At 67.9% G+C, this 9438-nt stretch carries 5 protein-coding genes and 5 pseudogenes; 4 read left to right on the plus strand and 6 right to left on the minus strand.

The features are described 5' to 3' along the window. Positions 1-140 precede the first annotated feature (140 nt). Positions 141-1004, plus strand: a pseudogene (locus ADK57_RS47125) (IS5 family transposase). A 4-nt stretch (positions 1005-1008) separates the two neighbouring features. On the opposite strand, the gene ADK57_RS09465 reads toward ADK57_RS47125, so the two are convergent. The 4 genes from ADK57_RS09465 to ADK57_RS09480 form a co-directional block, all read right to left on the minus strand. Beyond that, positions 1009-1506 (minus strand): GNAT family N-acetyltransferase, encoded by a 498-nt coding sequence (locus ADK57_RS09465; protein ID WP_053748931.1) that lies wholly within the window; start codon positions 1504-1506, stop codon positions 1009-1011. A gap of 321 nt (positions 1507-1827) precedes the next feature. Then, entirely contained in the window at positions 1828-3846 is a 2019-nt protein-coding gene (fxsT, locus tag ADK57_RS09470; RefSeq protein ID WP_234390078.1) for an FxSxx-COOH system tetratricopeptide repeat protein, read from the minus strand. A gap of 296 nt (positions 3847-4142) precedes the next feature. Beyond that, complete coding sequence (locus tag ADK57_RS09475; protein ID WP_053748933.1) at positions 4143-4781, minus strand: nucleotidyltransferase domain-containing protein; 639 nt, start codon at positions 4779-4781, stop codon at positions 4143-4145. 823 nt (positions 4782-5604) lie between these two features. After that, the gene (locus tag ADK57_RS09480) at positions 5605-6159 is read right to left on the minus strand and encodes a lamin tail domain-containing protein (protein WP_234390080.1); all 555 of its coding nucleotides are present in this window, start codon (positions 6157-6159) and stop codon (positions 5605-5607) included. A gap of 344 nt (positions 6160-6503) precedes the next feature. Here ADK57_RS09480 and ADK57_RS09485 point away from each other — a divergent pair. Next, positions 6504-6779 (plus strand): annotated as a pseudogene (locus ADK57_RS09485) (ATP-binding protein); the annotation flags it as partial. Positions 6780-6800: 21 nt separating this feature from the next. Here the strand turns inward: ADK57_RS09485 and ADK57_RS09490 are convergent. After that, complete coding sequence (locus tag ADK57_RS09490; protein ID WP_234390081.1) at positions 6801-7499, minus strand: AAA family ATPase; 699 nt, start codon at positions 7497-7499, stop codon at positions 6801-6803. Here ADK57_RS09490 and ADK57_RS52405 point away from each other — a divergent pair. After that, positions 7393-7811: pseudogene (locus ADK57_RS52405) on the plus strand (transposase); the annotation flags it as partial. The gene ADK57_RS09490 and the pseudogene ADK57_RS52405 overlap by 107 nt on opposite strands. Further along, positions 7795-8587 (plus strand): annotated as a pseudogene (locus tag ADK57_RS09495) (aminoglycoside adenylyltransferase family protein). The pseudogenes ADK57_RS52405 and ADK57_RS09495, both read left to right, overlap by 17 nt. A 569-nt stretch (positions 8588-9156) precedes the next feature. Here the strand turns inward: ADK57_RS09495 and ADK57_RS50985 are convergent. Beyond that, positions 9157-9438 (minus strand): annotated as a pseudogene (locus tag ADK57_RS50985) (hypothetical protein); the annotation flags it as partial.

Genomic DNA, 9438 nt, shown 5'->3' on the forward strand with positions numbered 1-9438 from the left:
GCACCTGGCACCTCGCACCCGCCGGTGCATGACCGGAGGGGCTGTCCGGCCTGACGGCCGGACAGCCCCTCACCAAGATCTTCATCGACCTTCTAGGGCGTGTTGCGAAAGTGGATCAAGGCCGTGGATGATCACGTTTCGTGGGGCGTGGAGATCTGATGAACGGCCAGTGGGCGCGGCTGGAGCCGCTGTTGCCGACGGGCAAGAAACCGGGCCGTCCGCAGACGTGGACGCGGCGGCAGCTGATCGACGGCATACGGTGGCGGACCAGGGCCGGTGCGCCGTGGCGCGACGTGCCGGAGCGGTACGGGCCGTGGGACCGGGCCTACGACCTGTTCCGGCGCTGGCAGCGCGACGGCACCTGGAAGCAGATCTTCGTACAGCTGCAGGCCGAGGCCGACGCGAAGGGCCTGATCACCTGGGACGTCAGCGGGGACTCCACGATCGCGCGGGCCCACCAGCATGCTGCCGGGGCCCGTAAAAAGGGGCCGAGCAGAAGGAGCCTCCTGGTGGCGTCGAGACCGAGCCCGACGACCATGGCCTGGGGCACTCGCGCGGCGGGCTGACCACGAAGCTGCATTTGGCGGTTGAGCAGGGGCAGAAGCCGTTGTCGCTGCTGGTCACGGCGGGCCAGCGGCACGACAGCCCGCAGTTCCAGCCGGTCCTGGAGGCCATCCGGGTGCCCCGCCTCGGCCTGGGCCGGCCGCGCACCCGGCCGGACAAGGTCCGCGCTGACAAGGCGTACGGGTCACGCGTGAACCGCGCCTACTTGCGCCGGCGTGGCATCCGCTGCACGATCCGACCAGGTCCGCAACCGTAAGAAGCGTGGCTCGCGCGGCGGTCGGCCGCCGAAGTTCGACAAGGCCGACTACAAAGAGCGCCACGCGGTGGAGTGCGGGATCAATCGCCTCAAGCGCCACTGGACTGTGGCTACGAGATACGACAAGCTCGCCGTCAGATACGAGGCAACCGTGCTGGTCGCAGCCATCAACGAGTGGCTGTGACCACTCACACGGCACGTTCCATGCACACCAGTTGATCCCGTTCCTCCCACGATTGGGCGACGGTGAAACCGAGCCGCTCGTACAGAGCGATGGCACCTGCCCGCCACTTCCATACCGACAGCCGTACCGTGCTGACGCCGCTCTCCGCGGAATGTGCAAGCGCGGCGCCGACCAGGCCGGACGCAATGCCCCGGCTCCGGAATGCCGGGTCCGTCCAGAGCCTCTTGACCTCTGACCGGCCGCCGACGGGGGCGGTCACCACCAGGCAGCCCACGGCTGTGTCGCCGCTCAGAGCCATCAGCACGACATCGTCGGCGAACGCGGCCCGCGGGTCCAAGATTTCTGCCCGGTAGCGGTCCGGCAACCCGTCCACATCGACAACGGCCTCGCCCTTCTCTGCCTCCGTCCGCAGATGGTAGGCCGCCAGCAACTCGGCCAACCGATCCACGGAAGGGCCCTGACCTGGCCAGCGGACGATGACAACCTCGCGTTGATCAGTCATTGCGCCAGCATCACACGACCCGTACCAGACACCGAACGAGCCCCTTGATCCACTTTCGCAACACGTCCTAGTACGACCGGGTCGGGGCCGAGCGAGCACGATTGCTGCTCCTGTCCCGGGGGTGTCCACGTTCCGGCCCAGCCGGAGTAGATCGGGACGAGGTCGTGCCGGCCAGCCGCGGGTTTTGCCTGTGCGACCACATGCCGAGTAAGGCATGACCTGTGTGGGGTCAGCGCGCCTGAGCGGGCGAACAACGTTGCCCGCTCTCACATACAAAACAAAGCGGTGCTGACCAACTCGTCGGCCACCAAGACGGCGCCGTCAACGTAGACGGTTGACCAGAGCGTATGCCTCCTCGGTCTTGGGGTGGGTCTTGCCCAGTTGGGTGTGCAGGATCTGTGCACCCCGGCGCGCGAGGTCCGCTGCGGTCGGGTCGTTCAACGTGTGCAGGACTCGGGCCTTGAACAGCAGGACGTACCCGATGTACAGGTGGTCCGGGGCGTAACTGGCCTCGCGGATCCGCAGCGACCGCGAGATCAGCGGCGCGGCTGTGGCGTAGTCGCCGAGGTCGACGTGGACGTTCGCCAGTGCAATCAGGTCGAAGCTCACGTACGGGTCGTCCGGCCCGTACGCCGCCTCGTCGATCTGTAGCGCCCGCTCGGCCAGTGGCTGCGCCGCCCTGTGTTCACCGAGAAGGCACAGCGTCCGCGCAAGCGTGGCCAGGTCCGTCGCGATGGCGGGACTGTTCGCCGGCAGACTGGACTCGTGCAGGCGCAGCGCGCGTTCCGCCAGTGGGCGTGCCCGCGCCGGCGCGTTGAGGTCCCGGTGGATCTGCGCCAGGGTGATCAGGTCGAAGCCGACCTCCGCATCCCGGCCCTCCAGCGACTCGTCAATCGCGAGGGCACGTTCACACAGGGTCAGCGCCACCGAGCAGTCCCCTAGCTGGATGAGGAACGTCGACGCCAGCCTCAGCAGCACCGCCGTCTCCGCAGCGCACTCGGCCGGTGGATCGTCCTTGGCCACCGCAAGGACGTGCGGGAGCAGCTCCTGCCACCGTGGCCGCGCGTCCGGGTCGCCGTGGATGTCGTGCGGCACGGCCGCGAGCAGCGCACGGCACAGCTGGATCCGAGCCTGGGTGTGCACCTCGTCCGGCATCGCGGCCCGGATGGCGGCCTGAACCAGCCGGTGCAGCATCAGGGATGCGTCTCCGCGCCTCGCGAGACCCATGCCGGCCAGGGCGCCGACCGTCGTGTCCCACGCCAGCGGGTCAGCTGCGCCCACGTTCAGTATGTCGGGGCTGCCCGTGAACAGGTCCAGCGGGATCGGCTCCGGCGCCAGCAGGGAACACAGCTCCAGCAGCCGTACCGCCTGGGGCTGGTCCGCCTCCAGCCTTCGCACACTGAGCTGCCACAGGGTCGCGACCACGACCGCCGGCCGGTCGGTCAGCTCACCCTGCGCGATCATGTCCTCCAGCCGCGACGTCAGCAGAGTCAGATACTCCTCGGGCGCCGTGTGGTTGTAGCCCATGTACCCGGCAGCCTGCTCCAACGCCAGTGGCAGGTCCCCCAGTTGCTCGGCGATCCGGTCCGCCACCGTCGCGGTCATGTCGGGCACCCGCCGGACCAGCAGCTCCACCGACTCTCGCCTGGTGAACACGTCCAGGTCGATGACGTCGGCTCTGCTCGACCAACCACTCACCCTGGTCGTGACGATGACATGGCCGTTGCTCGCCAGGCCGCCCGACGGCAGCGCGTGTGTGAGCGTGCCCGGTTTCTCCCCGTTGTCGAAGATGATCAACCAGGGCCTGCGGTCCTGCAACTTGCCGTACACCCGTGGGATGACCTGCTCGGAACTCACCTCCGCCAGCCCCAACTCCCCGGCCAGCGACACGAACTGAGATGCCACCAGATCATGTTCTTCGGCATTCACGAACGCGACGAACCGGTACTTCGACAGGTAGCGGTAGGCGTACTCGACCGAGAGCTGGGTCTTGCCGACGCCACCCAGCCCGTGCACGACCAGCATCGCCACGTCGTTCCCCGAGGTGAGGCGCTGCCGCAACTCCCGCAGCGTGGCGTCGCGGCCGGTGAAGTTGGTGTTGCGCGGCGGCAGCCGGTACGCCATGGGCGCGGGCGGGTCCTGCGCACGGTCGCGACGCGGCGCCTGCCACAGCCCGATCAACGACATTGGAATCAGGATGAGGAGCACCGCCCACGGGTGGACGCGCACGAAGTCGAGCGGCCCCGGCCATCGGCTCTGGCCAGACGCCGCGTTGAAGGCAAGACTGCCGACGAACAGCACGAGCAAACCGGCCACCGCACTGGCCAGCGTTCGCCACATGGCTCCCTCTTCGGTATGACGGCGACCGCAACGATCAACAGCCAGCATGATCTTATCCCAGGAGCCGCACCGCCCGAGAGCAATCGACCAACGGCACCGGACCGGCAGCACCGGATACGACAGCTGCCCCGCGGCCAGGGAGCGCTGGAACGGCTGTTGGAGCGTGTGGCGGACGTCCACTACTCCGTCCGGCGCGACGCCACGTCGACTCCTGCCGATCATCACGATCAGGACGTGTTCGCCCTCAGTCCTCGGCAACGAATCGTCCTTGGTGATTCACGGACGTGGCGCGCCACTTACCCCGCCAACTTCGCCAGCCAGGGATGTCCGGGGTGCACTTGCTCCAGCCACTCACTGAGGAGGTCCCGCCGCGCCCGGCCCAGCAGCGGCAGCGCCCCGTCGAAGTCGGTTTGGTCCTTGGGCCGCGTCGCCTTCGCTTTGAACAGCAGCACCAACTCCGGCACCAGGTAGGGGATCCCGTCCGACGTCCGCCCGGTGATCGCGTCGTACGGCAGCCGCAGGCTCTCGTCCCGCCGGCAGACCCATGTCCCGCCCTCGTGCGGCTCTCGGAAGACGTCGAACAGGAATTGACCGCTTGCCGGATCCCGGAGCCATGTCTGGTGCGTGGCCGTCAGTGCTTCAGCTCCCGCCCCTGCCCAGACCCGTCCCGAACCCACCGCGTCGAACACGTACTCGGGGAAGCGGTCCCGAATCTCCGGGAATCCCGCCGCGGGCACCGCGATTTCAAGATCGCCGTGCGGCCGCGACTGCCCTCCGCGGAACAGATCCAGCGCCCACCCCGCGGCAATACACCAGGGCGTACGGACCCCGCCCAACCGCTCAGCGACCTGTTCCGGCCCCCATGCGTCCGCCCACCGGGCTTCCAGTTCGTCCGCATCGAGCACAGCGCCGCCGGGCGGCAGGGATTCGGTCATCGGCACAACCTACTTCCACTAGCCGACCCTGGTGCGGCTCTCTTGTGGGGACTGAGGCCAGGCCCAATCAGGCGGATGCGAACTCATTGCTTGATCGGTTGGCGAATGGAGGCCACACATGTGCCGGTCCCGGGTGGCAGGCGCCGGTAGGCGGCTTCTGGGTCGATGCGGGCCAGCCGGGCAGCATCGCGCAGCGCCGCGGCCGCAGCGGCCGGATACCTGCTCATACCTGCTGACGCCGTCGACCGGCCCTCGGCTCACCGGCACCCACCCCGCACAAGCACTCGCAGAGGGGAGGAACGCACCGCTCGGACCAGCGATCACCGATCCTGATCACCGATCAACGCAGGTGACGCCACCTGACAAAGTCGCAGACCAGACCCACTCATCAGGATCCGTCGCCTGTACGCGCCCCCTTACAGCACAGGTCCCGGAGCAGCTGCTCTCCAGGGTCGGCGCCCACGACGAGTTCTGGTCTTTGGTGCCCGTCTCCATCGGCCAGTCCGCGCCGGTCCTCGCCGCTGCGTTCGGAACGTCGACGGTCTCCGTCACCGGCGGGAGCTGTGGCGGTGCTGGTGCCGTTGCCCGTGTCGTCGCCTCGGCGGATCGAGATCAGCCGGGACGGCGATTGAACGGTCCGAGTCACGTTCGTGTGCACTGCGTGATGACCGGCTCGGCCGGCGGGTCGCGCCTGATCCGCGAAGAGATGGGCCAGCTACGCGCACGGCCGGCGGCGCGCCGGCCGTCAAGGGCCGGCGCGCCGCCGTCTTACACGCGCACGCCCGGGTCACGTTCAGTCGTCACCGGCGCGCGCGTTTGAGGGTCAGTCGTGGAAGCGGTCGCCGTGGTGGTGGCGGCCGAGATCGCTGCGGTCACCGTGGTGCCGGCCGAGATCGCTGCGGTCACCGTGGAAGCGGCGGTCGCTGTCCCAGGAGGCCTCGTCGATGAAGCGGCCGCGGTCGTTGCGCAGGGTGGCGGTGCCGGAGTAGTTGTCCCACACGTGGTCGCGGCGGTCCTGGAAGAGATCGGTGCGGGTGTCGCGGCCTTCGCCGGTGTGGATGCGCACCGTGGCACGAGCAGCCAGGCGGTAGTGGTCGAAGGTGTAGGTGCGCCCGTCCTCGTCCCCGAGCGTCCACCCGTCCAGGTTCACACTGTCGCGGGTGGTGTTGGTGAGCTCCACCCATTCATTGTTCAGGGAGCGGTTGGAGCTGTTGTCGCGGCCCGGGGAGTCGTACTGCACGCTGCTGATCTCCACCCGCGTGCGGTCCGGACGCGCGTGGTCGGCAGCGGACGCCGGCAGCGCCACCGACCCGATCACGGCGGCGGCCGTGAGCGTGGCGGCAGCCAGACGACGGGCCGAGACAGTCGAAATAGACACAAGGTCCCCTTGCGTGGTGCGGGCACCGCCCCGTACGCGGCCCAACAAAGAGCCACGCACGAGGACAGTGCGAGTGCGGGTGGCGGCCGGTCGGCCGCACACCCACACCCTGGCCTCCGGCGCAGGCCGGGCAAACGGTATGCGACCTGTGTTACATATTGCCCATATTGCTGTGACTCTCGAATGCATCATCCATCTACGCACTGAATGCAGCAGATTGACGGTCCGCCAGCTCAAGGAGACGTGCAGGCAGCGGCAAGCGGCACCCGCCCGCCAGATCCCGCCACCCCGCCAACACCTCGCCCGTCACCCAAAAGTGAGTAACAACCACATACACCGCATATCTCCTGTGCATCGACGAACTCGGCTACATGGAGCACGACAAGTACGGCACCGAGCCGCTGTTCCAGGTTCCGACCGAACGTGAGGAGAAGAACGGCGTCGCGGCGCGCGACATCGCCTCCGACGAAGCCTTCGGCCGCTGGACCAGAACCTTCATCGGTCCCCGGCTCTGCATTGTCGACCGGCTCACCTTCAACGGCACGATCATCGAAACGGGCGCCGGCTCCTACCGCCTCGCCCAGTCCCGGGCCAAGTCCGAACAATCTGCCGCGACCTGAACCGGGTCCGGGGACTTGCAGTCAGTTCACCAGGGCGCAATGGCGAGCTTCTCGGACGATGCGATCGGCGGTCTCCTCGGGAGTGAGGGACGCGGTGTCGAACCACCAGCCGACATCGCCGAGCTCGCGCTTCATGTCGGCATCGAGATCTTCATAGCCGTCGAAGTCGAACCGCTCCCGGGGATCACGGATGGTGTTGCGGTACTGGCACACCTCGATGCCCGGTGCGAGAACGACGAACAAGACCTGTCGAGCCGGGAGGAGATCGAGGAAGAAGTCCAGCTTCTCACGCGAGGGGATCATCGCATCGATCAGCGGCGTGAAGTCGGCGTCGGCGAAGTTGTTCGCCAGCGCGCACAGATTGCGGTGCAACAGCTCCACTTGCCGCGCCGCTTCATCGGCGGGCTCGCCCAGGGCCCAGACGAAACCGCTGACGATCAGTCTGTTGAGCTCATCGCCATCAAGCCGAGCGGAACGCGGCAGCCGCTCGGCGACGAGCCTGGTCACCGTCGACTTCCCAGCCCCGGGCATCCCCGTCACGATCAGGCAGTCCGGCCTCTCAGCAGTCATCACGCCGGCAATCGTGTCAGCGTGCCCGGTCGTCGACAATCGCATGTTCAAGCGCGACTTCATCGCGCTGATCGACGGCACCCACCAGCTCGCCAAGGCACCGATCGTGCTGGTGTGGGACCGCCTGAACACCCACGTCTCCCACGCCATGCGTGAGCTGATCGCCGAGCGTGAATGGCCTGACAGTGTTCCTGCTACCCGCCTCTCGCCTACCCGCCCGACCTCAACCCCGTCGAGGGGGTATGGGCGCACGTCAAACGCAACCTGGCCAACCTCGCCGTCGTAGCCCTTGACCGCCTGGAAACGCTCGTCCGCGATCGGCCCAAACGCCTCCAGTACCGGCCAGACACCCTCAACGGCTCCACAACAGGAACCGGCCTCGCCATCGATATCCCCTGCAACTCCCTGACCAGCCGAAGTCGCATAGTGCTGTGCAGTCCGCCGGATGGCCGGAGACGCTGATGCAGTGAATCAGGTTCAGGAGATCGTGGGGCTGGTCGACGGCGTGCTGGGCCAAGATGTCATCGACACCTACCTCCACGGCTCCTCCGTGCTCGGCGGACTCAGGCCGGCCAGCGACGTGGACGTGCTGGTCGTCTCCCGGCGGCGAATGGACGAGCAGGATCGACGGACACTCCTCGGTGGACTGCTCCGGATCTCCGGCCTCCGAAACAAGGTCCGCCCGGTCGAACTCACCGTGGTCGTCCAGTCCGAGGTCCGGCCGTGGCGGTACCCGCCGACCGGCGACTTCCTCTACGGCGAGTGGCTGCGTGCGGAGTACGAGGCCGGGGAGGTCCCCCAGCCGGAGCCGATGCCCGATCTGGCCCTGCTGATCACCATGACGCTGACCGGCGACCACCCCCCTCACCGGCCCGCGCCCGGCGCAGGTCCTCGACCCGGTCCCACAGACCGACCTGGTCCGGGCGAGCGTGGCGGGTATCCCCGGCCTGCTCGACGACCTGGACAGCGACACCCGCAACGTCCTGCTGACCTTCGCCCGCATCTGGACCACGCTCGCCACAGGCCAGATCAAGTCGAAGGACGCCGCCGCCGACTGGGCCCTCACCCAGCTCCCGCCCGAGCACCGCCCCGCCCTCGAACACGCCAGACAGCTCTATCTCAACCGCCCCTACTCCGAGGAGAGTTGGAATGATGCATTGCAGGCGCAGGTGCGTCCGCATGTGGACCGCGTACTCGCTGAGATCGACCGACTGCGCGCCCGAAACCCGCGGATGTGAGGGCCGCTGCCTGAAGTCCCGGGTGTCAAACCTGACCCGGTGGTCCACCTGCGTCCTGCCGCGCCCTCCAGCAGGGAGTGAGCAGCTCGGCGGCGGCGAGGTTGCACACAGCACGCGCTCAGGCTGGTCCAGTAACCACCGCAAGGCGCACCTCGGTCAGGCTCTCGGCCAGGCCGAGGCGGGCTGAACGCCACGCCAGGGGTGTCCCCTCGACCCACCCTCGTCACCCTGAAGTGCCGAACTCAGCAACCGATCGGCCCACAAGCCTCTTGCCACCGAAGAGATCCGAACGGGTCAGCCCGCAGCATCTCCGACAACTGCTCCGCGTCGCCGGGCCACCTCGATTCGGGCGCGGCGGCATACAGGCGGATCGCCCCAGCAAGTCTCGCCCGCCCCTGCGGCGCGCACCCAAAGCCCATGGGTCGTTCGCGATCCACGCGAAGCGGGTACCCGCCCTCCTGCCTGCCCTCCTGCCTGCGATCGCACCGCAGCACGGGGTCAGCGGGGCTTGCCTGCACCGCGAGCCTGAACAACCGTCGCCGCTACGTCCTGACCCGGACCTGACACCACTACGAGTCGTCCTCCAGCGCGAAGCGCAGGTACCGCTCCGCAGAACGACGCACCGCAGCCGCCCCATCGGCAGTAACCACCCGTCCCCAGAACGCTCCATAGATGCGTTCGAAGGTGAAGGGTGCGACCAATGCGAGCGCGCGGCGGATGGTGCGCGGTCGCTCCGGAATGAAGTTGGGAATGCCGTTCTTGACCTCCTCCCCCTCGTTAACGAGGGGGATTCCTACGGCTCGCGCCGTGGGGTTTTCTGCTTCATCGCCGACCGCCTGCCCGGAGAACTC

Source organism: Streptomyces sp. MMG1533 (genome assembly GCF_001279775.1).
In the GTDB taxonomy this organism is placed as follows: Bacteria; Actinomycetota; Actinomycetes; order Streptomycetales; family Streptomycetaceae; genus Streptomyces.